We start from the raw sequence: 25941 nt of genomic DNA, 5'->3' as shown, positions 1-25941 counted from the left end.
TGTCCTTCGACTCCGCTTCGCTACGCTCAGGACGAACGGGGTACGCGACGTATTTGCTGGCCGGATCAATAAGCGCATCGGCACTGGATTCCTGCTTGCGCAGGCATGACAGGCAAGAAGCCGATCGATCGGAGCGTCCCCGGCATCACCGCCACGAAAGCTCTTGCGACTTTGGTACGAATCGGCCGGACGACAATCCGTCGTATCATTTGCAACCAATTCCCCTGCATGAAGGCACGGCAATGGACAAGGTTTGCGCAAGCGCGGGCAAAGCCCTGGAAGGCCTGCTGTTCGACGGCATGACGATCGCCGCCGGCGGCTTCGGCCTGTGCGGCATCCCGGAGAACCTGATCAGCGCGCTGCTGGAAGCCGGCACCAAGGAGCTCACCATCGTGGGCAACAACGCCGGCGTGGACGATTTCGGCATGGGGCCGCTGCTGAAGACCCACCAGGTGAAGCGCGTGTACGCCTCCTACGTGGGCGAGAACAAGGAATTCGAGCGCCAGGTGCTGGCGGGCGAGCTGGAGCTGCACCTCACCCCTCAGGGCACGCTGGCCGAGAAGCTGCGCGCCGGCGGCGCCGGCATCCCCGGTTTCTATACCCGCACCGCGTTCGGCACCAAGCTGGCCGAGGGCAAGGAAACCAAGGTGTTCGACGGCAAGGAATACGTGCTGGAGGAAGCGATCCACGCCGACGTCTCCATCGTCAAGGCGTGGAAGGGCGACCGCCTTGGCAACCTGGTATTCCGCGAGACCGCGCGCAACTTCAACCCGATGATCGCCACCTGCGGCAAGGTCTGCGTGGCCGAAGTCGAGGAGCTGGTCGAGGTCGGTACGCTGGATCCGAACAACATCCACGTGCCGGGCATCTACGTCGACCGCATCATCCAGGGCGCGAAGTACGAGAAGCGCATCGAGATCCGCACGCTAGCCGGCGCCAACACCGGCAAGGAAAACCCCACCCGCACGGCGATGGCGCAGCGCGCCGCCAAGGAGCTGCGCGACGGTTTCTACGTGAACCTCGGCATCGGCATCCCGACCCTGGTGGCGAACTACATCCCCGCGGGCATGGACGTGGTGCTGCAGTCGGAGAACGGCCTGCTCGGCATCGGCCCGTTCCCCACCGAGGATCAGGTCGACCCCGACCTGATCAACGCCGGCAAACAGACCATCACCACCCTGCCCGGTTCGGCGTTCTTCTCCAGCGCCGACTCGTTCGCGATGATCCGCGGCGGCCACATCGACCTGTCGATCCTGGGCGGCATGGAAGTCTCCTGCCGCGGCGACCTCGCCAACTGGATGATCCCAGGCAAGATGGTGAAGGGCCCCGGCGGCGCGATGGATCTGGTGAGCGGCGTGCGCCGCGTGGTGGTGCTGATGGAGCACACCTCCAAGGATGGCGCACCGAAGATCAAGGACGAGTGCGAACTGCCCATCACCGGCAAGGAATGCGTGGATCTGATCATCACCGAGCTGTGCGTGTTCGCGGTCGAGAAGGGCAAGGGCCTCACCCTGATCGAACTCAACCCCGGCGTGACGGTGGACGAGGTGAAGGCGAAGACGGGCTGCGCGTTCGCGGTCGGCCCGTCGTTGTCGCAGTAAACATCAAGGTGCGCCGCGAGCCTTCCTCGCGGCGCACATCAAGCCGTGCGCGCCGCCGCCACTTCCGCGTCGAGATCCGCGAGCCGGTAGCCTGCGGAGTGGATGGTGTGCAGCAGGGGCCGTGCGAAGGGCTTGTCGATGATGCGGCGCAGGTTGTAGAGGTGCGAGCGCAGGGTGTCGGAGTCGGGCAGCATGTCGCCCCAGATCTCGCGCTCGATGTCGCGCCGGCTCACCACGCGCGGCGATTCGCGCATCAGGATCGCCAGCAGCTTCAGGCCGATCGGCGACACGGTGAGCTCCTGCCCGGCGCGGGTCAGCCGCAGCGTGGCGGTGTCCAGCGTCATGTCGCCCACGTGCAGCACCTCGGCGGACACCTGGCGACGGTCGCGGCGGATCAGCGCATGCAGCCGCGCCTCCAGCTCGCGCACCTCGAACGGCTTGACGAGGTAATCGTCGGCGCCGGACTCCAGGCCGGTGAGCTTGTCCTCCAGCGTGCCGCGCGCCGTGAGCATCAGCACCGGGGTGGCCTTCTTCGCTTCGCCGCGCAGCTTGCGGCAGATCTCCAAGCCATCCATGCCGGGCAGGTTCAGATCCAGCACGATCACGTCGTAGCTGCCGGTGACCGCCAGGTGCAGGCCGCTGGTGCCGTCGGCCGCGTAGTCCACCGAATAGCCGCCGCGCTCCAGCGCCGCGCCCACGGTTTCGGCGATCTGGCGGTTGTCTTCCACCAGAAGAATCAGGCCAGCCTGCTCGTCGAGTCCGCTCATGTCGCTCCTCCGATGATGGCTTCACATTTGTGAAGAGCTAACCGGGTACGTGGTGATGACGACGTGAAAACGCCGTTCAGGGGCGCAGCAAGGGCTGCAGCCGGCCCCATACGTTCTCCAGCACCCTGGGCTCGCCTGCGGCGGTGGGATGCAGGCCGTCGTCCTGCATCAGCGCGGGATCCAGCGCCACGCCGTCGAGCAGGAACGGCAGCAGCGCCACGTGCTTGCGCTTCGCGAGGTCGGCATACACCGCGCGCAGGCCGTCGCGGTATTGCGGGCCATAGTTCACCGGCAACTCGATGCCGAGCAGCAGCACCCTGGCATGCGTGGCCTGCGCGGCGCTGACCATGGCGGTGAGATTGTCGCGCAGCTGCGTCAGCGGCAGGCCCTGCAGGCCGTCGTTCGCGCCCAGCTCGATCACCACCACGCCGGGACGATACGTCGCCAGCAAGGCCGGCAGGCGGTTGCGCCCGGACAGCGAGGTCTCGCCGCTGATGCTGGCATTGACCACGGCCCATGGCGGCACCATCTTGCCCAGACGGACTTCCAGCAGATGCACCCAGCCCTGCTCCGCCGCAATGTCGTGCGCGGCGGAGAGCGAATCGCCCAGCACCAGCACGGTACGCGCGGGCGCGGCCTGCGCCGTGGCGGCGACCCCGGACAGCAACAGCAGCAGAAACAGGAAACGACGCATGAGCGACACGCCCCGGTTGGTTCTCGATGTGCGCGATGTTAGCAAGTCGGTGCACGGCCCCGAGGGGCGGCTGGACATACTCGATGGCGTCGGCCTGCAGGTGGCGGACGGCGAGAGCTTCGCCATCGTCGGCGCCTCCGGCTCCGGCAAAACCACCCTGCTCGGCCTGCTCGCCGGGCTGGACACACCGAGCGCGGGCAGCATCCGGCTAGACGGCCATGCGCTGGAAAGCATGGACGAAGAGGCTCGCGCCGACCTGCGCCGACGCTTGGTGGGCTTCGTGTTCCAGTCCTTCCATCTGCTGCCCGCGCTCAGCGCCGAGGAAAACGTGATGCTTCCGCTGGAGCTGGAAGGCGACGCGCAGGCCCGCGCGAAGGCACGCGCGGCACTGGAAGCCGTCGGCCTCGCCGCGCGGCGCCGGCACTATCCGGCGCAGCTCTCCGGCGGCGAACAGCAGCGCGTGGCGATCGCCCGCGCCTTCGTGCACGGCCCACGCCTGCTGTTTGCCGACGAGCCCACCGGCAACCTCGACCAGCGCACCGGCCACCACATCGCCGACCTGCTGTTCGCGCTGAACCGCGACCATCGCACCACGCTCGTGCTGGTGACCCATGACGTGCAGCTCGCTGCGCGTTGCGGGCGGCGCATCGAGCTGGAGGAGGGGCGCGTGGTGGTGGGCGCATGAGCGCGGGTGCTTTTGTTCCCTTTTCCGCGGGATGTGGCGGATTGGGGATGAGTGCTTTTGTGTTTACGCAAGCGACAAAGCAGTTTCGTGCGCCTGCTGGCGCCCGAGCTACTTCTCTTTTGTGACGCGCGCCGAGATAAATCGGGCGGGAAAAGCTTGATAAATCGTCCACGAAAAGATTTTGCCATGCGAAAGCTAATGCCGCTGGGCGAAATCTACGCCGGAAGCTCCTCGAAGGTCACGTTCCTGCTGTAGTAGCTTCCGGCAGCATGCTGGATGTCGTCTTGCTTGGTCGCAGCCATCAGCATGGCCGTGCGTTGCAGATAATCCGCCGTCTGGCCGCGCCAGCGCGGAACAGCCGCACAGGGAGCGCCACTCAGCAACGCCGCCTCGATCTGTTCCCAATCGGAGCCGCCGTCGAGGCCATCGCCGCGAACGTCAGCTTCGACATCGGGGCTGAATTGCACTTGCAGCGTGCGCCAGCTGCGCTGCGGGCTGGCAAAGAGCTGAGAGCCCTTCGAGCGGCGCAGGACGCTCGGATCGGCAATGCCACGCGACCAGCCGGCTTCGTGCGGAATCTCCACCGTCGGCCCCACCCATGCTTCGCCGAGATCGACCGTGGCACCGGCAGTGATCGAGGCGGCGCCGTTCACGTCGTTCACCATGTGGAATTCCACGCCGATCACCGGATCCAGCCCGTCGTCCAGCACGAACCAGGCGCAGCGCGAGCCGTCCGGCAGCAGCACCACGCGCTGCTGGGGAATGTCCGCGAGGTAGGTGTAGCCGGCATCGGCAGGGCGGCGGAAGGCGAGCCGGATCAGCGTGCCCACCGGCAGCGTCACCCCAACCAGGCCCACCACGCGCGGCGCAATGGCCGTGCCCCACGTGCCGCGCAGGATCAGGATGCTGGCCGTGGTCTGGGCGCCGCTGAGCCATTGCAGGCGTGACGCAGCTGCCGGGCGCCCGTTGACCAGCGCGGCGCCGGCATCGTCGCTGAGCCATGCGGAGCCGTCGCCGATCAGACTCCAGGCGATATCGCTCGGTCGGTTGTAGGAGATCAGCATGGCTCAGCCCCAGAGAATGATGTTAGCGGTGTTGGCGAGCAGATCCGGCTCGTAGTCGATCACCATCACCGGCTTGCCGGCGGCGAGGCCGTACTTCGGATAGGTGAGCGTCCAGACCTGGCCGAGGTCGAGGCCGGGGAGTGCCTCAAGCTCCACGGTCACGGCGTAGAACCAGCGCGGGATGCCGTAGAGCGCGGCCACGCGGTCGATCTCGGCCTGGCCATCCGCCTGCTGGTCGAAGCAACTGGCCACCGGCGCGGCGTAGAGCGCGTGCCGGTACGCGCCAGCCAGCGGCGTGGCAGTGCTGGCCACCTGCTGGTAGTCGCGCAGCATCGATTGCCGCACGGCGAGCGGGAAGTTGAGGCTGGCCGCCACCAGGTCGCCATCGCTCAGGCTGGCCCAGTTGCGGCGCACGCCCATCTGTGTGGTCAGGCCAGGCGCGGTGTCCAGGACCGGCACCAGGTCGCCGTCCATCGCGTTGATGTCGATGGTGCCAGCGCGGTCGCCAGCGGCGATGCTGGCCGGGTCGATCAGGCGGGAGAACCGCAGCTTGCCGCTCCCATCCGCCCACTTGCAGGCGGTATAGCTGGCCAGCGCCATGTCCAGCGCCTGGGCGATGGTCTCGCCGCCGTCGAGGTAGACGCCGAGGCCGGCGTAGCCGGTGGCGGTGTCGATCGCCGCGGCGTCATCCTGCGACCAACTCACGCCGGCCTGCGCGCCACGTACGTCGAGCACCTCGTGCAGGTAGTCGGCCAGCTTGATGGCCTGTAGCAACGCCGGCGTGGTGTCGCGCGGATCAGGGGTGTAGGTGTCGTCGTAGCTCATCACCTGGATGCTGCTCACCGCCGGCGGATCCGGCACGATGCTGCCGCCGGCGCTGAGCGGGATCGAGAGCAGGTAGAGGGGGTGATCGGCATCGTCGGAATTCGTGATGGTCACCTCGTAGGTGCCGGCCTTGTTCCAGCTGGCCAGCACGGAGTCGATGGTCATACCGGTGGCCAGCGCGATATAGGTAAACCCGTCGTCCGGCAGTGAGTCGATGGTGATGTCCACCTTATAGCTCTTGCCGGCGCCGATCTTGACCGTGCTGATACCGGCCCAGCCGAGATAACTCACTGCCTGGCGCACGTTGGCCGGGCGCGCTGCCACCAGCGCAGTGCTGACGCCGGGCGCGCCGGGCGCATGCTCGGCATAGGCCGCGCCATCCGGCCCGTTCGCGCCCGCTGGCTGCAGTGACCATTGGGCACCCAGCACCCAGTTGGCTGCTTGGGTGAAGTCGCCCAGATCGATCAATGTACGGACGCCATCAGACGGCTCCAAGACGAAATCCATCGTGCATTCGTCGAACAGCGGGCCAGACGGAGGGGAATTCGGAGCATAGGCCTGCATGCCCAGTTGAGCATAAGCGGCACCGGCTGGAGCGGTACCTGCCACTGAAACCATGCTGAACTCGCCACCATTTCCTTTATGGACGACGGCGCTTTGGACGTAGCCAATTTCATTGTTCGATGCGTCGAGCCAAATGATGCGCAACGCACCGGCCGGCTTACCACCTCCACGTGTATCCAAGGCGATGTACCCCGTCGCGAACACGCGGGCACCTGCGGATATTGGAGCTACACCGTTGTTCGTCAGCCGTGAGTCACCGTTGCCGGTGAAATAGGCGCAATGCGGCGTAATCGGGTGACCCGATGGGATTTGCGACCATCCTGCGCTCAATGGAGTCCAGCCGCTCAGCCCATCCTCGAACGAAGCGTTGGTGAGCCCAATGGTCGTGTGGTCGCCGTAGCGTACGTAGTACGCCTCAATGGCGCCCGCGCGGATGATGCCGGCCGTGTGATTGGTGGTCGGCACACGCAGCCGAGCCGTCACTGCAGTAGCAGGTGCAGTGTCGATCAGGTCGATATCCGACCAGGCCTGCGTGCCGGTCACTGACATCGACGTCATGGTGCCGACCACGTTGCCAGCATCGTCGATCCAGTCCAGCTCCAGAGCCACGCTGCCCACGGCCCCACTGGTATACACAGGCACCTTGGCATAGATCGTCGGCTGGGCCTGTACCAAGGGAAATTGCAGCGCGCCGGAATTGAGGATGGGCGTGGCTTGCGGCACTTCGGCGCCCACGTCGTCCCAGCCGGTGGGCGCAGAGCCGTCGGTGCCGGTGAACGGCGCACCGGCACCGTCCAGGATGTCATCACTGGGCGCCGGCAACTGCTGGCCTCCCACGCTCGATGCGTCGATGGTCACCACACCCTGCGGCTGCGCATGCAGCACGATGTTCGACTTGTTCGTCGCCAGCGTGAAGTCCGGCGGTGCCGCTGCGGGATCGAGCGGATAGCCGCGGTCACGGCCAAAGCCGATGCCCAGCAGCGGCGCATCGGCCACCGCATAGGTGTATGTGGTGGCGTCCAGCAGCGGGCACGGCACGTTGCGGCAGGCGCCGAGCAGGATCGGCCGCGGCTGGTTGGCGCTGCTCACGTCGGCGTCGGGGCGAATCAGCCAGCGCTGCAGCGGCACATCCAGCAGCGCCAACGGGTCGCGGCAGGTCAGCTTCAGCTGCAGGTCGTCGACGGCCGTCACGTTGTCGATCACGGCACTGAACAGGCTCACGCGGTCGGCGTAGGTCTGCCCGTGCAGGATCCGGCCGATGCGCACCGGTAGGTCGCGCACGTCGCTGGCCAGCAGCTCGGCGAACATGCCGTCGGCATCGAGCGCAGTCAGCACCATCGCGCCGGTCTTAATGCCGCGCTGCCACGGCCAGAAGTCCAGGCTGCGCACTGCACGCAGCTCGTTATCCTGGCCGCTCAGAACGCCGCTATAGCGCGCGTTCGGCACATCGTCGGACGGATCGCTCAGCCAGTCCTCGCTGGCCAGTTGCAACCCGTGGATGGTCTGCGTCGGCGCGTACCAGCCATCGACGCCATTCGGCGCAAACTCGAAAGCACGCTGTCCGGCATTGAGGAAGCAGCGCAGCCCGTAGGCTTCGCTGGCGCCGAGGCTGCCGGCGAGCATCCACGGGCCGGTGCTGTCCAGCGTCTGCGTATTGACCGGCAGGCCGTTGCGATACCACGTCACCGTGGGCGTGCTCGTCGTGAGATCGAGCAGCACACCGATCATGTCGCCCTTCGCCGCGGCGGCGACGGTGGCCACGCTGGCGCCGGCGTTGTGAATCTCGCCGTCAGCGAGCCGGTAGCCGTAGCCGTTGGCGTCGCCGCCAGCATAGGTCGCCAGCGAGGCGCCGGCCCGCGCGATGCCAAGGCTGGCCAGCAGGTCGCCTGTGCCGAAGACCAGCAGTTCGGCGTACCAGCGACCAGAGGCCTGCGGCTGGATCACAAGCGCGGTGCGATTGATGTCGGCGACATCGGTCACGGTGAGCACAGTCCCAGACTGCTCTAGCTCCAAACTTGTACCAAGCAAGGACTGGTCGAAAATTGAGAAGCGTAGGCTCATGTGCCTATCCGTTGGCGCATGAAGTCGACCAGCAAATTGAATTCAGCAGCGGTCAGCACCCGATTGAGATAGACACCGCCGTACCAATCCATGCCTGTGAAAAACGAATTGCCCGCTCGCGCGGCCACGTAGTGTGTGGAGGACGGAAATTCGAGGCCATGTCCGTCAGCGGGGTACGTCATCGCTCCTGATATTTCGCTTCCATTTGCCCAGCCTCTGATCTGCTGGGAAACAGTGGTCTGTGTACGGTCAAACTCATACGACGACACCGTTTTGAACGTTGAGGATCCAAATTGCTTCTGCGTGTACGCGATGCTCTGATTGGTGGATCCGTTTACCCGCTGGGACGCTTTGGACGATCCATCTTCGATTGAGATCAGGAGCTGGCCGTAAGGCGCATTGTTGTAGTTGGTGCTGGACTCCAAAAATATCTGCGTCCCGCTCGTGCTATGCAGCGAATTCGCCATCGTGAGGTGGCGTAGCAGCCCTCCGCCTATAGCACCAAAGCTGGCATGAGAGGTGCTTCCATCGAACGCGAGATAAGGTGTCCCGTCCACGTCGATGGCGAGCGTTGCCGCGCAGCTCCAATGCAGTCCATTCCCCGATTTGTCGAGCATCTTGGACACGGCTTGTCCCGCCGTAGTGACCGGGATAGTCCCGGCAGCATCCTGGAACAGAGTCGATAGATCGGAAGGATCCCACCATCCCCCCACGGTATCCGACACAAACAGAGCACTTGGGTACCAAGTCACATTCATGCCATCGGTGATCGTAGCCTCAGCACCATTCGAGTCGGAGCAAGAGATCGACCAGGCAAAATCCCCAGTCGTCATCGGGACACCTGACAGCTCACCTGTGACGTCGTCGAGATTGATACCTTCCGGCAATGATCCAGCGATGCGCCAAACGTATGGAGGTACGCCACCAGTGGCTTGATAGGTATAGGAGTAATGCAACGCGTACGTGCTGTCTGGCGCATCTCCAGAGAGAGATAGCGGTTGTGGTACGACCTGTAGCGAAAACGTCCGTACTGCCGTCGCCCCACTCAAATCCATCACCGTCACCACAATGGCAAACGTCCCCGGCGTAGCCACATCCGGCGCCGAGAACACCCCCGTCGCCCGATCCAGCGTCAGCCCCTCAGGCAGCGTGCTGGCCGTGGTGAACGTGTACGGCGCCACACCGCCGCGCGCCACCAGCTTCGCCGAATAGGCCGCATGCAACGCCACGCTGGGCAGCACGCCGCTCAGCGACAACCCTTCGCCGATGTCCACCAGCACGATGCGCCGCGTCATGCCGTCAGCCCCGCGCGCGGCGAGCTGGCCAGGCGGTTGAGCAGGTCGCTCTTCGTGTTGTTGGCCATGCTCTTGTTCGTCGACGCCGTGTCGCTGGTGCTGCCCTCGATGGCAGCCAGGCGCTGATCGATCGACTTCAGCAATGCGGTCTGTTCCGCCGTGGCGGTGTTGGTGCTGGCGGCAACGCCGGTGGCACTCGTGATCGGCGCACCCGTGAGCGTGGCGATCAGATCGCGGCCCAGCTTCTGGATGGCATCCACGATGCTGGCGCTGTCGCCCATCGCGCTGCCGGCCACGTCCTGCAGCTTCAGGCTGTCGAGGTAGCCCGTGATGTTCTGCACGCCGAGATCCTTGGCCAGGTCGTTGAGGTTGAAGCCCAGCCCCTGTGCGGCCTCGGTGTAGCCGATGCCGTGCACCGAGCTGATCTCGGCGACGTACTGCGCCAGCGTCTTGGCATCGCTGAAGCGCTGGGTGGCATTGGCCTGCGCCTGCAGGTTCTGCTGCTGCGACGACAACGCGTTGTACTGCTTCACCATGTCCTGCACGCTCTGCGACGTGCCGTCGGAGCTGCCACCCACGATGGACTGCACCAGGTTGTAGAGGCCGGTGTAGTCGGCGCTGCTGGAGTAGAGCGAGCGGCCCAGCGAGAGCACGTCGTCGGCGCTGGTGAGGCCGCTGCGCAGGCCGCTGAGCGCGAGATCGAGCTTCTCTTTCCCGCTGAGCGGCGAGTTGTCGCCGATGGCGAGCTGCAGCGCGGTCTGCGTCTTGCCCTGCAGCTTGTCGAGCTGGGCGGACACGGCCGAGAGCGTGTTATTGCTCACGTCGTACAGCTTGGCGGCGAGATCCTGCGCAGAGCTGCTGAGCTGCGCGATCGCGGTGGCGGCCTGCTCGGCGGCAGCCTCGTGGATGTTGGCCAAGTCGCTTTCCGCCGCGGCCTGCATGCCCGCCGCCTGCGCGAGCTGGTTGGCCTGGTCGATGTTCGCCTGCATCTGTTTGGCGATTGCTTCCAGGCTGGCGCCGAAGTTGTTGCTGGTGGGCTGGAACTGGCCCACGAACTGCTCGTAGGCCTGGCTGGCCTGCATCAGGCGCGTGTACGTATCGGCCAGCTTCTCGCCGTCGGCCTGCAGGCCTTGCACGAAGCCGATCACCTCTTTCAGCGTGGCGCCGGTGCCCAGCGCCACGAAGCTGTTGCCGTGGACGATATCGGCTTGCGCCTGCAGCAACGTCTGCACGCCGTCCTGCAGCGTGTCGGCGCTGTCCTGCCACTGCTTGGCGATCTGGTTTGCCACGTCGCCGGCGCTGGCGGCCACGACGGACAGCAGTGCGTCGGCGCCGATGCGCTCGGCGGCGGCATCGGCGGTGGCTTCCTTCCAGGTCTGGCCGAGGTAAGTGACAAGGTAATCGGTGCCCTGCGCCTTGCCCTTCTTGTTGTAGGTGGTTTGCGCAGTGAGCGACGCGGTGATCATGTCGGGCACGGCCATGCCCAGTTTCGTGGCGCCGGATACCAGCACCTTCTCCACGTTGTCGTAGAGCTGCTGCGCGGCCTGCAGCATTTCCGGCGTTACCGCCAACTGCTCGGTCTTGGTCTTCTTGTCGCCCCACCAGCTGAGCTGCGACAGGCCGCCGGTGAGGAAGCCGCCGAGGCTGAGGCCCGTCTGGCCCTTGTACTTCCATAGCAGCTCGTTCGCGCTAGCCGTACTGCCGTCCGGGCTGATGCCTAGGTTCACGTTCGACTGCGCCGGCGACCAACCGGTGCCGAACACCTTGCCGCCGGAGAAGTGATCGAGTGCGGCCAGGCCCGCCATGATCCAACCTACAATCGGGATCCACGAAGTGCTCGCTGCCGCCGCGCCGAACGCGCTGGTAGCCGCGGTACCCAGCGACGCGCCGCCGGCTACGCCCGCCGCCGTGCCCGCGATGCCCGCGCCCAGCGCGCCGTAGCTCAAGGTGCTCATGCCCGTGCTGATGCCGCCGCCGCCCTGGTGCATGCCGTACAAGGCGCCCATCAGGCCGCCGGCATAGCTGGCATAAGGCACACCGCCCCAGCCCACGCCGCCGACGGGCGCATAACCGCCGGATCCCACCATCAGGCCATTACTGCCCACGTAGGCCATCTGGCCGCCCGGCAGGTTGATGCCCATTGCATCGGTGCCGGCCTGCGCCGACAGCGACGACGTGCCGGCGCTGCCCCACAGGCCGCCGGTGGATGCCCACTGGTAGGCCTTGTAGGCGCTGACGCCGTTCTGCAGGAAGCCTGCGTAGGTGTTCGCGCCACCGGCTGCGCCCGCGCCCGTGGCGCCAGTGCCCACCGAACCCGCCGTGGTGCCCAGCGTGCTGCCGCCGCCGTAATAGCCACCGGCCAGCGACAGCATGCTGCCGCTCAGGTCGCCGGTGATGCCGAGCCAGCTGGCCACGGTGCTCATGGCGCCGGAGAGCAGCGGCCCGATCACATGCAGGCGCAGGTATTGCGAGATGAGGTCGCTCACGAACTGCTGCGTGATGGATTTGATGTTGCTGTAGAAATCCTTCCAGCTCTTGGTCTGGCCGGTGATCAGGTCGCCGAAGGCCTTGGCGATGGAGCTGGCGCCGTTCTCCCAGAACCCCGCGAACTCCTGCGCGATCTGGTTCTGCTGCTGCGCGTACTGCTGCATGTCGTAGGCGGAGGCGGCCGCCTGTTCCACGAGTGCCTTGTTGGCTTGGATCTGGTCGTTCGTCAGGCCGTAGTTCTTCTCCCGCATCTGCTGTTCGTATTCCAGCCCCGCGCGCGCTATCGCTTGGTCGCGCGCGCTCATGGTCGAGAGCTGCGCTTCCTGCTGGAGCTGCTGGATCATCTTGCCGGCCACATCCATCTGCCGCTTCGCCGCTTCGACGTTGCGATCGCGCGCGGCAGAGAGATCGTCGATGGCTTGCGCGGTGGCGCGCTGCGCATCGGCCTCCACCTTGGCCACGTCCACGTTCTTGTCGCCGGCCTTGGCCGCGTCAATGGCCTTCTGGATGCGTTCGCCTTCGGCCTGGGCGACGTTGCGCACTACGGTGGCGTAGTCGTTCCACGCCTGCTGCAGCGGCGTCTCGGTCTTGTTGATGTAGGTGTTGACGGCCTCGGCCGCCTTCTGCGCCAGCTGGCGCTCGGCTTCCTGGTATTCCTGGTCGACCTTGGTCAGATCCTTGTGCTTGGCGGATAGCGCCTGCAGCTTGGCCACCGAATCCACGTAGGCCTGGTTGAGCTTCTGCTGGTTCGCCAGCGCGGCCGGCGTCCAGTTCGCGGCCTTCGCCGCATCCATCTGCGCCTTGGCTTCCTGCTGCGCAATCTGAACCTGCGTCTTGCCGGCCGTCTGCAGCTTGGTGGCCACTTCGGTTTGCTGCTCGGCGATCTTCTTCGCCAGCGACTGGGCCTGCACGTCCGAACTGACGATCTTGTCCACGGATCCCGCGTAGGCGCTCGCGCCTCCCATCAGGTCGTTGAACACGTCCTTGAGGCTGGCGGCATTGCGCAATTCGCCCAGCTTGCTGATCGCCACCTGCAGCGCGGGCGCGAAACGCTGTTGCATGTCATCGCCCAGCAGATTGCTGGACGTGCGCAGGTCGTCGACCTTAGACGTGAGCTGCGTCAGCTCACGTTCCTCGTCCTGCAGCTCGCGCGAATAGCTCGAATTGGCCGCGAGGCCGCTGGCGCCACCGACCGAGCCGGAGAACTGCTGGCTCTGGCGTAGCGCTGCAATCTGCGCCTGCTTCTGCGCCACGGCATCCTGCGCCTTGGCGAGTTGGTCGTAGTCGTCCAGCAGGGTCTTGACCGAATCCGCCAGCGGCGGCGTGTTCGCAAGGCTGGTCAGCGTGACGTGCAACGCCTGCGCCTTCTGGTTCGCTTCGTCCATCTGGTCGAGCGTGGCCTTGAAGGCAGCCTGGCGTCGCTGCTCCGCCTCGTTCACGGCCACCCACGCCGCCGCCAGTGCGCCGAGGCCGAGCACCACGGCACCGATCGGGCCACCCACCAAGGCCAGCAACCCGTTACCCATGCGCGCGAGCAAGCCCACCCGGCCCACGCCAGCCGCCGTGGCGGCTTCGGTGGCGGCGGCAGTGCGTGCCTGGGCCAGCGCCAATGCTCCTTCGGCGCGCGTCAAATTGAGTACGCCGGGGGTCACCAGCTCCAGCGCACGCAGCTTGGCCAGTTCGGCGGTGGTTTCTACCTCGGCAGCCTCTGCGGCGGACAGTTCGGCGGCGGCCTGCTTGGCGGTTTGCGCTTGCGAAAGTTGCGCGGCGACCATGCTGGCGGTACGCGCCGCGGCAAACGTCACCACGATGGTTTCCACCGCCTCGATGTTGTCGCCCAGCGCCTTGATACCGACGGTGGCGGCCTTCGCACCCTCGCCGACCAGATCCATGAAGCCAGCATCGCCGATAGCTGTTTTCAGGTCGAAGATGGCGTTCTTCAGGCGCTCGATCTGCGCCGGCGCGGCGCTGGATGCTTCCGCCGCGGTGGCGCCGTACACGGCATGCAGCTGGGCGGCGAGTTTGGGCAGCGCATCCTCGCTGAGGATCTGCCCCGCATCCATCATCTTGTCCAGCTGCTGCGTGGACACGCCCAGCGCATCGGCCAGCAGCTTCACCGCGCCAGGCAGCGCCTGGCCAAGCTGCAGCTTCAAGTCCTGCGCCTGGATGGTGCCCTTGCTCACCATCTGGTTGAGCGCCAGCAATGCGGAGGCGGTCTGCTGCGACGACAGGTGCAGTGATCGTGCGGCCTCGCTCACCGCGGTGAAGATCTCCTGCGTCTTCGCGCCTTCCAGCGAGGTGTTGCGCGTGGCCGCCGCGAGCTGAGTGAACGCATCGGCGTTCTGCACGATCGAGGTACCGAGCTTGTCCGAGATGCTGCGCACGTAGCCCAGCGCATCGGCGGCCTTCTGTGTGCTGCCGGTGGCGGCCTGCAGGCCGTACTGCCAGCCGATCAGTTTGTTGCTGGCCTCCACCACCTCGGCGGCGAACTCCTTCGCCACGTGCAGGCTGCCGATGGCGGCGGCCCAGTGCCCGACGGTACTGATGGTGCGCTGGATCTGCGCGTCCATGCTCACCGCGGCGTTGCCGGCGATCCTGAAGCTCTGCGCCGCCGCGTTGCTGGCGCTGGCGGCGGTCTGCCCCATGCCCTTGGTGGCGTCGGTCACCTCGTTCACGGCCTGCACGGCCAGGCGGCCGTCGCCGGTGATCTTGAGCGCCAGCGTGTAATCGGCCATCGCGCTACACTCCGCCCATGCCGCAGAACAAGCCCACGCCACCGATCCCCGCCCGCATCGCCGTGCCGGCCGTGCTGGCCGGCTGGGCGATCATCCTGGCGGTGGTGGCCACGCGGTCGGCAGGCTGGGTCTGCGGCTTGCTGTTCGGCGCGGTCATCGTCTACCTCGTCTTTCTCGTGCTGCGCGCTACCTGGCGCCTGCTTCGTTGATCGCCTTGGCGGCGGCCAGGCCCATCAGCCGCGCGCCGTCGCCCACCTCGTGCCAGTCCTGCTGCGGCACGCCGCATAGCTGAAGCGCGGCGACGATCTCCAGTGCGGCAATGCCCGTGCACACCACCTTGGTCATGCCCACCAGGCGGGTGAGCTGGCAGGCCTGGAACACCGCCACCGCCACCCAGTTGCAGGCCAGCACCTCGATCACGTCCGACGTGTCGGTGGCGGCGGCCGTCTCGGCCTCCGCCACCACGTCGGCAGGCGCGCCGATCGCGCGGAGCTGCTCGGCCAGGCTCTCGCCCTGCCCATGCCACGCCGCGCCGGTGGTCAGCGCCCGCGCGACGTCGGCGAGTTTTTTGCGGGCGCGCCGCCCAGCGCCTGCCAGAAGCTGCGGATCGTGGCCGAGCTGAGCGCCAGATCGTCCTGGATCGACGGCAGCACCACGGTGAAGGGCACGGGCTGCTTGTCGTCGTCCACGATGCCGGTGACGTTCACCAGCACGCGCTCCACGAAGTCGCGGTCGGGCAGGCTCTCCGCCATCAGCTCGTCGAGCTGCGGGCGCGTGTAGTACTTGAACTCGCCCTGGTAGTCGCCCTTGGAGCCGTCGGGGAAGACGACGTCCACGCGGGTCTTGAACGTTTCGACCTTTTTCAATTGCAGAGACATTGCGTGTGTCCTTGTGTGGGGTGGAACGGTGTTGCGGGTGGAAGAAATGGGCGCCCTGTGCCAGCGGCGCCCCTCGGGGGAATCACGCGGCTTCGAGGCGCAGCTCCCATTCGTCGTCGCCGGCGTCGGTGGGCACGAAGCTGAGGTCGGCGTCGAGCGTGGCGCGGTCGGAATCGTTGCCGTATTTCGGCGTGAGCAGCTGCGCCTGGGTGGAGTTGAAGACCACCCGCAGCGTGTCGTCCGTGCCGTGCGCGAAGCTGAGGTTGCCCAGCTCGTTGTTCTTGGTGCTCTCGAAGTAGTTCTTGTCGCTGATCGCCGGCGCCAGGATGGAGATGCTGCCCTTGCTGGCGCGGTCGGTGATAACCACTTCCTGCTCGCCGGGGTTGTCGAAGTACGTGACGGTGTTGCCGCAGTCGAAGCTCAGCGTCTTGAACACGCTGGCCAGCGTGTGCAGGGTCACCTCCTGCGTGTTGTCGAAGGTCACCGGCACCGGCACCTTGAACTTGGCCCAGCCCGCGGCCGGCGCGATCGCCGCCACGCTGGCCGGCGTGTTGTAGATGCCGGTGAACGTGAAGGTGAAATGCGGGATCTGGCCGCTCTCCACCGACAACGTCCAGGTGCCGCGCGCGCCGGTCAGCATGTGCTGCTGGCCGTCCATGTTGAAATACAGCGTGAGCGATTCGGTGCTGGCCGAGTCGGGGGCATAGACCACCGAGGTGGCGGCGGTCACGGTCTCCTTCACCGCGCAGGCCTTGAGCAAGGGGCCCCACGCCGGGGCGGTGCCCAGCGTGCCGCTGCCCACCAGCTCCACGTCGAACTGCAACATCACGTGCGTGCCTACATGCAGCTGCAGGTCGTTGCCGAAGGTGGGCCGGTCCAGGTTGCGGCTCACCGTGGAGCCTTCCAGCGGACTGAGCTGGGCGTTGCTGGTGACGATCGCGCCGGTGCCGGCGGCAGCCACGGCCGTGCCGTAGGTCACCTCCGCCATCGCGATCACGAGTAGGGTTTTGGCGCGCAGGGTCATGGCTTACTTCTCCGTCTGTGCCGGGCTCGGGGTAGCTGCGGCTTTGTTGCTGGTGGTCGGCGCGGGCGCAGGCGCCGGGCTGGGCGCGGGCGCCGGTGCGGCCGGCTGGGGCTTGCGCGCACGCGGCTGCGTGCCGGCGTCGGTGCGGGTCACGTTGCCTTGCTTGTCGCGGTACACGGTGGTCATGGCGGATGTCCTCGCGGTGAAATCAGAGAAGGCGTTGCGTGGTGAGCTGCAGTCGCGCGCTGTGGCACACCACGCCGGCAAAGCTCACCGTGCCGGCATCGAGCAGCTGCAGGCCGGCCTCGCTGCCGTCGGGCAGCGCGCACTGGTTCACGGTGCCGCTGAGCGTGTCGTTCGCGCGGAAGGCATCGCGCAGCTGCTCGACCAGGTCGTCGAACACCAGCTCGCTGGCCGCGGCATCGTCGAACGCCATCACGCCCTGGATGCGCCAGCGCGTGTATTCGTTCGAGCGCGGCAGCACGCGGTCGCGCTCGGCCACGGCGATGCGCCGCACGAACCAGCCGCGCAGGCCCAGCGTTGGCGTGCTGTAGAACGGCTTGAGGTCGGCCAGGCTCTTGGCGTAGCGCTCGCGGTTCTGCACGATGCCGATGTCCGGCACGGCCTGCATCACGGCAACGATGGCGGCGCGGATGTCGGTGTTGGCGCTCATGCCGCACCTCCGGCCAGGCGCTGCACGATGCGCTGCACGCCCTGCGCCAGCTTGGCCTTCACTTCGCCCAGCTTGGTCTTGTAGACCGTCTGCCAGACGGGCTGCGCCGGCGTGCCGTGGTGGCGGATCTTCCAGGCGATGCCCTCGGCGGCATCCTTGGCGGCCTTCTCGTCCAGGCCGATGCGCGCCTGCGCCCAGTCGGCCAGCGACTGGATGGCGCTCTCGCCGACCGGATGCGGCTTGGTGCCCGTCTCCACGTATTCGGCATAGGGTTCGTTGGTGGCCACCAGGCCGATCACGCTGTCGGCCAACACGTGCTCCTCGCGGAAGATCGAGCTGGTCAGGCCGGCGCCGTGCAAACCGCCGGCGCCGCGCGGCAGCTTCTGCATCAGCTCGCCCTGCCAGAGCAGGTCGGCCTCGGTCGTCGAGCGCTGCATTTCCTCGGCGGTGATCTCGGGCGCGCGCTGCCAGAGCTTGAGCAGCCCGTCGAGGTCGCCGGTGGTCATCGCGATATCCATCAGCGCGGCCAGTAGCGGGTGGGGTGGAACAGACGCGGGCCGCCCAGCGCATTCGTGCGCTGGAGTGGCACCGTCACGCTGGCCGGCTGCGCGCGGTCGCTGGGCGCGGGGCCCACGACGTCGACGTAGTCCGACGCCAGGTCTTTCTGGCGCAGGCGCCAGCGCTGGCTCTTGTCCTTGTAGTCCACCGTATCGGCCTGGATGCTGGCCTCGCCTTCGCTGGCGTAGTAGCTGGCCAGCTGTCCGCACACGATGCTCGCGGCCAGGCTGGCCAGCGCCTGGCGATGCTTCGCCGGCACGGTGTCGTCGTCGGCATCGAGCAGGTGCGCGGCGGTGTAGGTAACGCGCAAGGTGTCGCCGTCCACCGTCACCACGGGCAGGTCGAGCTGGCGTTCCGTGGGCGCGGCGTAGATCGACACGTCGCCCATCGGCAGCTCGCTGGTCGGGATCTGGCCCACCGGGTATTCGATGCCGATAAGGCTCGAATCGTCGGTGAAGCCGGCCGGCAGCGCGATGCGCTGGCCGCCGGCGGAAACGACGTCCACCACGACCTGCCGCGGCCGATCCACCGAATAGCGCGCCAGCGCCGCGGTGATTGCGGCGTCGCGCTGATCGGAGGTGACCACCTGGTCGCGGTCGCGCACCAGGTCGTCCACCAGGGTCTGGATGTCGGCAAGGGACATGGGAGTCGTCGTCGAAGAAGAAGGGGCCATCCGTGGCCGGTTGCACGCAAGCGAAGCGATCAGGCGACGATGGCGCCGTAGAAGCCGCGGTAATCGCGGACAGTGCCGCCGTAGATGTGGCGGATCTTGTAGGTGATCTTGTCGTTCGTGAACACGCTGCCCGAGGTGGGCTGATCCTGCACGAACAACTCGGGATCCTCGTTGCCGTTGTAGAAGCCCAGCTCGATCAGCGGCACGTCCGCGTTGTCAGCGGTGGCGTACCAGTTGTTGGCGTCCGTCCAGTGCGTGACCACATGCACCGTCGGGTCCTGGCTCTGCACGAAGGTCTTGTCCAGGTTGGTCGCACGCTGGAACATGTCGTAGGCGGTCTGCTGCAGATCGCTGGGGATCGCCAGGTGGCGCATCGGAATGCCCAGACGCTCGTTGCTGCTCAGCTCGGTCTGCTGGAACATTGCCAGGCGCGCCGCCGCGAAGCTGGCCGCCGAGAACGCCGTGGTGCCCAGGTTGCCGTGGTCGGCATGGAACAATGCCTTGGTGTCGTAGATGACCGCGTTGGCGTCCAGGAACTTGTAGACGAACTTGTACAGCGTGCGCCCGGCGGACGTGGCCAGCTTGAGCGGGATGCGCCGGATCAAGCCCACGTCGTCGTTGGCGATGGTTTCCAGCGTGATTGTCTGCAAGCCGCCGCGCTTGGAAGCGGCATAGCTCGCGGCTTCGTCATCCGGTGGGTTCAGCTCGGTGTAGGCCGCGCCTTCGGCCACGGCCGGAAGATCGCCGAAGCCGCCCACGCGGGTACGCTCCTGCGTGCGGAAGTCATGCACCGGCACGATGTCGCACAGCCAGCGCCAGTCGCTCCAGGTCGGCAGGTTGGCGTATTCGCGGATCATCGCGCGGGTGATGGAATCGCCCAGCACGTCGCCAAAGGTGGTCGAGGAGATCGCCTCGCGGAAGGCGCGTTCGCCCGCCGCTTCGCGCAGGCGATCCATGTCCATGTCGCGCAGCAGGCCGGTCACCTTGCGGTCGCCGGTGATCTCGATGTAGCACTCGCGGAACGACATCGAGCGCTTGGAACGGTCGAAGAAATCGTCCAGCATCTTCCCGACCTTCTCGGCGCGGCCTTCGCCCATCTCGATGCCTTCGCCCAGGCCACGCACCTGCGCGCCCTCGACCAACCGGCCGAGGAACTTGCGCTCGCCATCGATGGCGTCGGTCACATCCTGCGCGGTGAAGCTGGCGGCTTCGACGAAGCGCTGGACAAGCCGCTCCTGCACGGGCGCGGGCAGCTTGCTGCCGGCGATGGCCACGCGCGCATCGGCGCGGGCCTCCACCATGCGGATCTGCTGCTGCACCTGCTCGGCGGTGATGCCGCCCTGGATGTCGTTGTCCTTGGTCGGCGCCGCCACCGCTTCGCGGTACGCGGTCAGCACAGCCTCGTCGCTGGCGTCGGCCAGCCCTTCCGCGCGCTTCGGGTCGCGGGCGGCGATGTCGTTGATCATCTGCTGGCGCAGCATGGTGTCGGTCTCCTGGTGAGCTTCGGCGAAACGGATGACTTGCCCGCCGGCGCCGGGCTCGATGATGAGATCCACGCTGGCCACCTTGGTGAGCCGGGTGGCCTCGCGGAACTTGCCGGTGGTCTTGCTCTTGCCGCTCGCGTCGATCGAGAGGCCGAACAGGTTGGTCATGCCGCGCTGCACGGCTTCGCGCAGCTTGGCGGCCACGTCGCTCGACTCCAGCACGTCGAGCGTGGCCAGGATCTGGCCGCCGTCGGCCTCGACGTAGCGCGCGTCACTGAGCTGTCCGACCAGCTGGCGGAAATCCTTGCCGCCGCCCTTGATGTGCTCGGCGTCCGACTTCACGAACACGCGCACGCCGTCGAACAACGGCGCGGCCTCGCGCAGCACGTCCTTGGGGTAGGTGACGCCGTTGAGGCTGGTGCCGGCCTTGATGACGCGCACCAGGTAGCGGCTGGGCGCGCTGCCGTCTTCGCCGTCGACCGCTTCGATGAAGGCATCCCCGTGGAGGATGGCCGGGCTCTCCCGGCCATCCTTGCGGCGCTCCATACGGCCGCTCCCTCTCTCCGTCGGCATGTTGTTCGGTGCGGCTTCGCGCATGTCCGTGGCGGGCACATGCTGCGACACCACTTCGTAGGGCGTGCCCAGGGTGACCTGGTTGTTGTCGTCGATGGTGTACGGGTAGGCGTACTGGCGGCCGTCGCTGTTGCACACGATCACGCGGTCGCCATAGAACGCCCCGAAGTTCCAGATCGACGGATCCACGCGCTGCACCGCGGCGCGCACTAGCTGCATCATCTGGCCGAACTCGGTGGCCGCCGCCTCGCGCAGCGCCGTCTCGCCGACGATACCCGCCGCCGGGATCGGCTTACGCTTCATGGAAGAACTCCTTCCACACGCGCTTGCCGTCGCTCAGCACGCGGCAGATCAGATCCTCGGCATGCTTGGCCTCGGCGATGATCTCGATGCCGAGCTTCTTCAGCGCGGAGGCGCTGGCAGCCTTGCTCGGGGATTCCTTGGTGCCGGTGGGCTCGGCTGCCGGCGCGGACGCGGCTTCGGCCGTCGCATCGGCTGCGGGCGCAGCAGCCTGGTTGGCGTCATCCGCCGCCGGCGCAGGCGTTTGCGTCTTGGTGTCGGTCGTCGGCTTCGGATCGCTGGACTTGGGGGGCATCGTCGTCGTCTCCAGTTCGCCGCACGCAATGCGGTGTGGAGACGACTTTGCCCATCCACGGGCGTGGAATCTTTTAGTGCAGCCTATTAAACCTCGACCACCTTGCGCAGGGCGCCGTCGTCGGTAAAGCGGATGGTGCTGGCGCCGAAACTGGAGCCGTCGACGACGGGGATGGAATGGCAACCGCAGTTGATCGTATTGCCGGCGCTCCCTGCAGGATCACGCGGAAACTGCAGCTTCTCGCCATCGACCAGGTAAGGCTGATTGTAGGGCACGATCTGGTTGTTTGCCTGCACGTGCGCCACGCGCGGATGCAGCTTGCCGCTCTTGAGCCAGCGCTTGCGCAGATCCGGCACGATGCTGCCGGCCTGCTGCATGGCGGCGTCCTGCGCGATGGAATAGTCGCGGCCGATCTCGGTGTAGGCCACGGTCATGGCCCGCGCACGCGGCGCGCCGCCGAGGATCGTCTGCACCTGCGTGATCGTGTCGGAAAGCGGCACGGCGCCGATGATGTGCTGCATCAGCGCGCCGTTGAGCTTGTTGAGCGCGCGCGTGCTGATGTCGGTGATGCGGTCGGTCAGCAGCCGCTTGCTGGCCATCAGTTTGCCGGCGTCGATGCGCAAGCCGCTGAGCGCCACGCCGGCGGCGTCGAACGGCGCGCTGATCGCGCGGATGCCGCCGCTCCAGGCCGTGTCGGCGCCCTGCGTGCTGGCCGCCAGGGCGGCCTGGCGAAAATCTTCCATCGCGTTCTCGATCTCGCGCTGCAGCTGGCGCAGGCGGCGTTGCGCCGCCTGGCTGGGCGATGCTGAAAGTTGGGCGATCACCAGCTGCTGCGCGATACCGAGCTGCTTGATGATCTCGGCCAGCACGTCCTTCTGCACGCGCGGCAGCGAGCCCGACTCGGAGCTGGCCGACGCCGCGAAGCGGCGGGCGCGTTCGTCAGCGTCCATCGTCAGGACGCGTCGGCGCCGACGCTGTCGTCCGGGGTCGCCTTCGGCGTAGTGCGAAGCGGAAAGCCCAGCAGCTCGCCACCGCCGCGGTCGGCATGTTCCTTGGTGGCCGCTTCCAGCTCGGCCTCCACGTCGATGGTCACGCCCAGCCGGTCGGCCAGCGCCGTCACCAGGCGCAAGGCCGTTTCGCGGGTGACAAGCCCTTCCTCCAGCAACCCGGCGATGGCCGACACCACCTGCATAATCGCGGCGGCGTACTTGGTGATGTCCTTGCTGGTCATTTCCGGCCACGCCACTTCCACGTCGGTGAGGATGTCCTGCTCCGCGTCCGTCAGCTCCCGGTCGAGCGCATCCCAGGCGCTGCGCAGCACGTAGCGGCCGATGTCGGCGAGCATGTAGCCCACCAGGCTCTGGCGCATCGCCAGCACCTTCTCGGTGGGCTCGGACATGCTGTCGCCGGTGCTGCGATTCACGTTCTCCGCGCCGCCGAACCAGTGTTCCGGCTGCGTGGCGCCGCCGAGGATGTGGTTGCGGAACAGGCGCGCGCCTTCGGCGGCATCGGCCGCCTGCAGGCTCGGCGCCTTCGGCTCCCAGGCCTCGCTGTCGTTGTGCACGCGTACGCTGCCGGGCGGCGGCGCGGTGATGTGCTTGGCGCGCTCCTTCACTTCGTCGGGCGAGGAGCCGGTCAACGTCACGTCCCACACGAAGGCGCGCAGGAAGCTGGCGCGGTCCAGCTCGCCGAAAAGGTACTGGTCGTAGGCATCCAGCCAGTCGATCTGCGCCAGCAGGTCGCTGCGGCCGCGGCTGGCGCTGCTGAGGTCGTTCACCCGGTAGTAGAAGCAATCGCCGTCGGTGCAGGTGGCCCGGATGGCCCGCGCGGTTTCGGCGAACGCCGTCTCGGGCACGTTGACGATCACGCGGTAGCGTTTGGCGATGCCCTTCTTGTCCTTCTTGGTCACGATGCCGATGGGCTGCTCGCGGTTGTCCGGGTCGGTCACCACGGTTTCGATGAGCGCCGGATCGAGATAGCCCAGCCGCACGAAACCCGTGTTCGCGTCGCGAAACGCCGGGTAGCATTGCTCGCCGAACAGCCCCAGCTCGCGCACGCGCTTGGGCAGTTTCAGATCCCAGGCATTGAGGCCGTCGTTCCAGTGCCGCTTGAGGATCTGCTGCGCATCGTCGTCCTTCGCCGTGAGCCGCACGCCGCCGGCGAGCAGGTAGGCCACCGGCAGCTCGATCAGCCGGTTCGCCAGCAGGTTGGTCTCCCACTGGTAATGCGCCAGGCGCTGCATGCGCTGCTGGGTGAGCGGGGTGAGATCGCGACGTCCGTCGCCGGTCAGGCGGCGCCATCCTTCCTCGTCGGCATCGACCGTGGTACCGGCGGCTTCGCGCAGAGGTTTGGCATCGGATTCGGTCGATTCCGGGGTTGCACCCGCAAACCAGCCCAGCAGGCGACCGAAGAACCGTGGCTGGGACTTTTCCTGAAAATTCACAGCGTCATTCATGGCCTCACCGTGTCCCATCGTGGCGCCCAGGGCGCGCGCGGCGCTCCTGGGGGCTGTTTTGAAGATCGGCCCGGCGGCCGAACATGGACGACTGCAGCCCGCGGCCGAAGCCGCCGGCGCGGTAGGTGTCGGTGCCCGCCTCCACGGACTCGCCCGCCGCGGGCTGCGCCTCCTGACGCGCCGCCGCCCACATCAGCACGCCGGACACCGCGGTATCGCCGTGGCGGTCGCCGCCGTCGCTGCCCTTGATACGGGCATCGCTCATGCGCGGGCTGCCCTTGGTCAGCACCACGCTGCGGTGATCGGCGATCCAGTCCTCGTCGCCGAAGGTCTCGATGTCGCCGTCCTCGAACGCCTGGTGGTAGCGCGGGAACCAGGTGTCGTACCAGGCGCCAGTGAGCTGCACGCATTCCACGCGTTGCGGGCCGACCAGCTGCAGCGCCGCCTCGGCGTGGCTCTGGCCGTTGCCGCGCGCGTCGAACTTGGCATGGTGGAACAGCGGCAGGTGTTGCAGCAGCCACGCCACGATCAGCTTCTGGCAGTCGAACGGCACCTTGCGCAGCTCCACGCGCAGCGGCGTGCGCCAGCGGCGCGATGCCGGCACGGCCTGGCCGATGACGATGGGCGACAAATCGCCGTCGCGCGCGAAATCCTGGCCGAGCACTGTGCGCCGATCCTGCGGCAGCGCATCCACCGCCGGCTTGAGCACGTCGTCGATCCACTGCTGGGTGATGCGCAGGCGATCCGGGTCGAGCACGAACTCGGGCTTCCTGGCATAGCGCAGCACCTCCACGGCTTCGGTTGCGCACTTCTCCAGCAGCAGCCGGCTGAAATACACGCCGGTGCCGCGCATGGGGATGCACTCCAGCTCCTCGTCGGCGGCCTCGCTGGTGCGGTACTTGCTGCGCACGTCGGCCACGAACTTGGCCTCGGCCTCTGGCGACCACGGCTTCTTGGTCACCAGGCAGATGCGCCGGTAGAGCCCCTCGCGCACTGCCTGGCTGAAAGGCACGTGATGGTGCGACCACGGCAGCTTGCCGGCCTTCACGTCCTTGAGCAGGTCGTTGAAGGGGTTGTCCTCGCCGTTGTGCGTGCCGCCGATGGATACACGCCCGCCCCAGATCAGGTACGCCATCGCGCCGTCGATCACGGGCCCGAGGTTGTCGATGTGGCCGGCCTCGTCGATGCGCGCATGCCCCTGGCGACCGCGCCAGTTGTACGGCATGGCCGAGAGCGCCTCGATCTTGTGGTGGCTGGCCAGCGTGATCTTGTAGCGCACAACGTCGCGCCGCTCGTTGTCGATGATGGCCTTCTCGTAGGCCACGTCGATCTGACTGCAAGCCACGTTGAACCAGCGCGCGAAGTTGGCGCAGTCGCCGATGAACTCGGCGGCCATGCCCTGGTTGTAGCCCATGTAGAACTGATCCATGCCGCCCTGGTCGCGCGCGGCCTCGCCGACGGCTTCCGGCGCCCATGCGCCCCAGGTGAAGCCGATGCGGCGACCCTTGTCGCAGATACGCACGTCGGCGTTGTCCAGGTGCCAGCGCACCTGGTACGGCAGCAGGATGCTGGGGATCTCCGAGGCCGGCGCCTGCGCCAGCGCCACGCCGGCGCGCTCGGCTTGCTTGTCCGCCACCAGCTGCAGGGCTTCCTCGCGTTCTTCCGGCGTCACGGCGCGGCCTCGGCATCGGCCTCCACCGGGATGCCGAGGAACTGCGCACGCAGCTGCGCCCAGTGCTCCGACGACATGCCCTGTTTCTTCGCCACCTTCTCGGCGGCTTTGGTCTGGCGCTCCAGTGCCTGGCGCTCAATCTTCTCGCGACGCTCGATGCTCGCCTTGGTCGATGCCTCCATGTCGCGGATGGCCTTGGCCAGCAACATGATGTCCATCGGGTTCGGCGCCTTCGGCTTGCCGTCCTTGCCGCGCGGGCCGTCCTCGCTGCCGATGTCGGCGAGCGTGCGGAACGCGACCGTCTTGAGCATCTCCGCCAGCAGCGCGCTGACGTCGCCGCCGGGGTTCTCGCTGAGCTGGCTCACCCACTGGCCGGCCACGGCCTGCGCCTCGCGGTAGTGCGCCATCTGCTCGCGGGCGCCCTTCACGTAACGGCCCACCGCCGACTTGCTCACCTCCGCGTCCAGCCCGTTCAGAGCGTCGGTGATCTCGTGGATCGTGCGGCCCTCACGGATCAGCCGGTGGCACAGCTCGGCCAGCTCCTTCGGCAACTGCTCGATGCTGGATCGACGGCCCAT

Annotated in this window: 22 protein-coding genes; 3 read left to right on the top strand and 19 right to left on the bottom strand. The window is 67.0% G+C overall.

Annotated features, from left to right (window positions below; all coding sequences use genetic code 11):
- Positions 1-242: 242 nt before the first annotated feature.
- On the top strand, positions 243-1601 hold the full coding sequence (locus ACZ5Z2_RS03835) for a 3-oxoacid CoA-transferase subunit B (protein ID WP_464760662.1): 1359 nt from the start codon (positions 243-245) through the stop codon (positions 1599-1601).
- 38 nt (positions 1602-1639) lie between these two features.
- Here ACZ5Z2_RS03835 and ACZ5Z2_RS03830 read toward each other — a convergent pair whose 3' ends face one another.
- Positions 1640-2368, bottom strand: coding sequence for a response regulator transcription factor (locus tag ACZ5Z2_RS03830; protein ID WP_464760661.1), 729 nt, complete (start codon positions 2366-2368; stop codon positions 1640-1642).
- Between the two features lie 76 nt (positions 2369-2444).
- A complete protein-coding gene (locus ACZ5Z2_RS03825; protein ID WP_464760660.1) occupies positions 2445-3062 on the bottom strand; it encodes an arylesterase in 618 nt (205 codons plus the stop codon).
- On the opposite strand from ACZ5Z2_RS03825, the gene ACZ5Z2_RS03820 reads away from it, so the two are divergent.
- Positions 3061-3747: an ABC transporter ATP-binding protein gene (locus ACZ5Z2_RS03820; protein WP_464760659.1), complete on the top strand. Its 687-nt coding sequence runs from the start codon at positions 3061-3063 to the stop codon at positions 3745-3747. The two genes, ACZ5Z2_RS03825 and ACZ5Z2_RS03820, sit on opposite strands and share 2 nt — an antisense overlap.
- Before the next feature lie 215 nt (positions 3748-3962).
- On the opposite strand, the gene ACZ5Z2_RS03815 is transcribed toward ACZ5Z2_RS03820, so the two are convergent.
- From ACZ5Z2_RS03815 to ACZ5Z2_RS03800, 4 genes are read right to left on the bottom strand one after another with little or no spacing between them, the layout of a single operon-like run.
- Positions 3963-4811: a hypothetical protein gene (locus ACZ5Z2_RS03815; protein WP_464760658.1), complete on the bottom strand. Its 849-nt coding sequence runs from the start codon at positions 4809-4811 to the stop codon at positions 3963-3965.
- A 3-nt stretch (positions 4812-4814) separates the two neighbouring features.
- Positions 4815-8261 (bottom strand): SPRY domain-containing protein, encoded by a 3447-nt coding sequence (locus ACZ5Z2_RS03810; RefSeq protein WP_464760657.1) that lies wholly within the window; start codon positions 8259-8261, stop codon positions 4815-4817.
- The gene (locus ACZ5Z2_RS03805; RefSeq protein WP_464760656.1) at positions 8258-9556 is read right to left on the bottom strand and encodes an Ig domain-containing protein; all 1299 of its coding nucleotides are present in this window, start codon (positions 9554-9556) and stop codon (positions 8258-8260) included. The genes ACZ5Z2_RS03810 and ACZ5Z2_RS03805 overlap by 4 nt, the downstream gene beginning before the upstream one ends.
- Positions 9553-14778, bottom strand: a complete 5226-nt coding sequence (locus ACZ5Z2_RS03800) for a tape measure protein (protein ID WP_464760655.1) — start codon at positions 14776-14778, stop codon at positions 9553-9555. Before ACZ5Z2_RS03800 ends, ACZ5Z2_RS03805 begins: the two co-directional genes overlap by 4 nt.
- Before the next feature lie 17 nt (positions 14779-14795).
- On the opposite strand from ACZ5Z2_RS03800, the gene ACZ5Z2_RS03795 reads away from it, so the two are divergent.
- Complete coding sequence (locus tag ACZ5Z2_RS03795; protein WP_464760654.1) at positions 14796-14987, top strand: hypothetical protein; 192 nt, start codon at positions 14796-14798, stop codon at positions 14985-14987.
- On the opposite strand, the gene ACZ5Z2_RS03790 is transcribed toward ACZ5Z2_RS03795, so the two are convergent.
- From ACZ5Z2_RS03790 to ACZ5Z2_RS03730, 13 genes are all read right to left on the bottom strand, one after another.
- The gene (locus ACZ5Z2_RS03790; protein ID WP_464760653.1) at positions 14965-15243 is read right to left on the bottom strand and encodes a hypothetical protein; all 279 of its coding nucleotides are present in this window, start codon (positions 15241-15243) and stop codon (positions 14965-14967) included. The two genes, ACZ5Z2_RS03795 and ACZ5Z2_RS03790, sit on opposite strands and share 23 nt — an antisense overlap.
- 74 nt (positions 15244-15317) lie before the next feature.
- On the bottom strand, positions 15318-15656 hold the full coding sequence (locus ACZ5Z2_RS03785) for a hypothetical protein (RefSeq protein WP_464760652.1): 339 nt from the start codon (positions 15654-15656) through the stop codon (positions 15318-15320).
- Between the two features lie 82 nt (positions 15657-15738).
- Complete coding sequence (locus tag ACZ5Z2_RS03780; RefSeq protein ID WP_464760651.1) at positions 15739-16680, bottom strand: phage tail tube protein; 942 nt, start codon at positions 16678-16680, stop codon at positions 15739-15741.
- Positions 16681-16683: 3 nt separating this feature from the next.
- Positions 16684-16866, bottom strand: coding sequence for a hypothetical protein (locus tag ACZ5Z2_RS03775; protein WP_464760650.1), 183 nt, complete (start codon positions 16864-16866; stop codon positions 16684-16686).
- A 22-nt stretch (positions 16867-16888) separates the two neighbouring features.
- A complete protein-coding gene (locus ACZ5Z2_RS03770; protein ID WP_464760649.1) occupies positions 16889-17353 on the bottom strand; it encodes a hypothetical protein in 465 nt (154 codons plus the stop codon).
- The gene (locus ACZ5Z2_RS03765; RefSeq protein ID WP_464760648.1) at positions 17350-17859 is read right to left on the bottom strand and encodes a hypothetical protein; all 510 of its coding nucleotides are present in this window, start codon (positions 17857-17859) and stop codon (positions 17350-17352) included. The genes ACZ5Z2_RS03770 and ACZ5Z2_RS03765 overlap by 4 nt, the downstream gene beginning before the upstream one ends.
- Positions 17860-17870: 11 nt before the next feature.
- On the bottom strand, positions 17871-18554 hold the full coding sequence (locus ACZ5Z2_RS03760) for a hypothetical protein (protein WP_464760647.1): 684 nt from the start codon (positions 18552-18554) through the stop codon (positions 17871-17873).
- Between the two features lie 59 nt (positions 18555-18613).
- On the bottom strand, positions 18614-20944 hold the full coding sequence (locus ACZ5Z2_RS03755; protein WP_464760646.1) for a phage major capsid protein: 2331 nt from the start codon (positions 20942-20944) through the stop codon (positions 18614-18616).
- Positions 20934-21236: a hypothetical protein gene (locus ACZ5Z2_RS03750; RefSeq protein WP_464760645.1), complete on the bottom strand. Its 303-nt coding sequence runs from the start codon at positions 21234-21236 to the stop codon at positions 20934-20936. Before ACZ5Z2_RS03750 ends, ACZ5Z2_RS03755 begins: the two co-directional genes overlap by 11 nt.
- A gap of 86 nt (positions 21237-21322) precedes the next feature.
- Entirely contained in the window at positions 21323-22186 is an 864-nt protein-coding gene (locus tag ACZ5Z2_RS03745) for a hypothetical protein (RefSeq protein ID WP_464760644.1), read from the bottom strand.
- A gap of 2 nt (positions 22187-22188) precedes the next feature.
- Positions 22189-23691 carry a hypothetical protein gene (locus ACZ5Z2_RS03740; protein ID WP_464760643.1) on the bottom strand — a complete coding sequence of 501 codons (1503 nt, stop codon included), beginning with the start codon at positions 23689-23691 and terminating at the stop codon, positions 22189-22191.
- A gap of 4 nt (positions 23692-23695) precedes the next feature.
- Complete coding sequence (locus ACZ5Z2_RS03735) at positions 23696-25363, bottom strand: hypothetical protein (protein WP_464760642.1); 1668 nt, start codon at positions 25361-25363, stop codon at positions 23696-23698.
- A complete protein-coding gene (locus ACZ5Z2_RS03730) occupies positions 25360-25941 on the bottom strand; it encodes a phage protein Gp27 family protein (protein ID WP_464760641.1) in 582 nt (193 codons plus the stop codon). Before ACZ5Z2_RS03730 ends, ACZ5Z2_RS03735 begins: the two co-directional genes overlap by 4 nt.

The sequence above is a fragment of the Rhodanobacter sp. G1 genome (assembly GCF_055397855.1).
Note: the sequence above shows the minus strand (reverse complement) of the source record. Positions and strands in the feature narration are given on the sequence as shown.